Annotated in this window: 1 protein-coding gene; it reads right to left on the bottom strand. The window is 64.4% G+C overall.

Going from position 1 to position 946, the window contains the following annotated elements:
- Positions 1 to 932, bottom strand: a 932-nt coding sequence (locus HIJ39_RS23160) for an IS110 family RNA-guided transposase (RefSeq protein WP_169103376.1), incomplete at its 3' end; no start/stop codon positions are given.
- Positions 933 to 946: the final 14 nt, after the last annotated feature.

The following is a 946-nucleotide window of genomic DNA, read 5'->3' as shown; positions in this document are numbered from 1 at the left end:
TTTTCCGAGGTAAACCGTTCCACGGGGCCGATTTCGGCCAGCAAGCCCGCGCCGTAGACCGGGCCAATCCCGGGAATGGTGGTCAGGGTTTGGCGAAACGCTTGGAAATCCCGGGCAATCACTGTGTCCAATTCGCGTTGTTGGCGTTCCAAGGCCCGGATGGTATCCAGGTGCAGCACCAAACTTTGCTGTCGGGCGTCCCGCTCTTCCGGGTGCAACCGGAAGGCGCGGTGAGCCAAGCGTTGCAGGGTCTGGGCAATGTTCTCCGGCGCCTTCAACCGATTGCGACCGACCGCGGCGATTTCCGCCGCGAGATCGGCCAGCGGGGTCTCCGCCAGCGTGTCGGGCGTATAGCGTGCCAACACGGCTTGCGACGCCGCGCCAAAGACGTTCGAGAAGAAGGGCTCGTCCGTATGGGCGTACTGTCCCCACACGCAGAACAGTTGCACCAGGGCCCGATTCTTTTCCTGGGTGATCAACTGGCTGACTTGCCGGCGATGGCGCGTCAAGACTTGCAACGCCGCAAAGCGCGGATCGGGTGGGGTCCACGGTGTCACGCGCCCAAAGCGGAGGACATCGGCAATCAACCGCGCGTCCGCGCGGTCCGTTTTGCCCCGGTCCACGTAGGTCTCCCCGAACTTCTCGACGACCTTCGGGTTCAGCACATACCAGGTGGGTTGCCAGGGGTGCAGCCGCGGCTCTTGGGCCAACCATTCCATCAGCGGCGCATGGTACACCGACGTGGCCTCGACGCCCACGGCCAGCCGCGCGTACGGCGCGGCCTGGGCCCTCAGCCAGGTGACCAATTGCTCCCCACCGTCGCGATCGTTGGCGACGGTCGTCCGGGCAACGATGCGACCATCGGCCTCCATGGCACAGACCACATGGTTCCCGAGGCTCGTGTCAATGCCAACGTACAACACGGTCTCCATCCTGTCTCACCTCC

The sequence above is a fragment of the Sulfobacillus harzensis genome (assembly GCF_012933365.1).
GTDB lineage: Bacteria > Bacillota > Sulfobacillia > Sulfobacillales > Sulfobacillaceae > Sulfobacillus_B > Sulfobacillus_B harzensis.
Note: the sequence above shows the minus strand (reverse complement) of the source record. Positions and strands in the feature narration are given on the sequence as shown.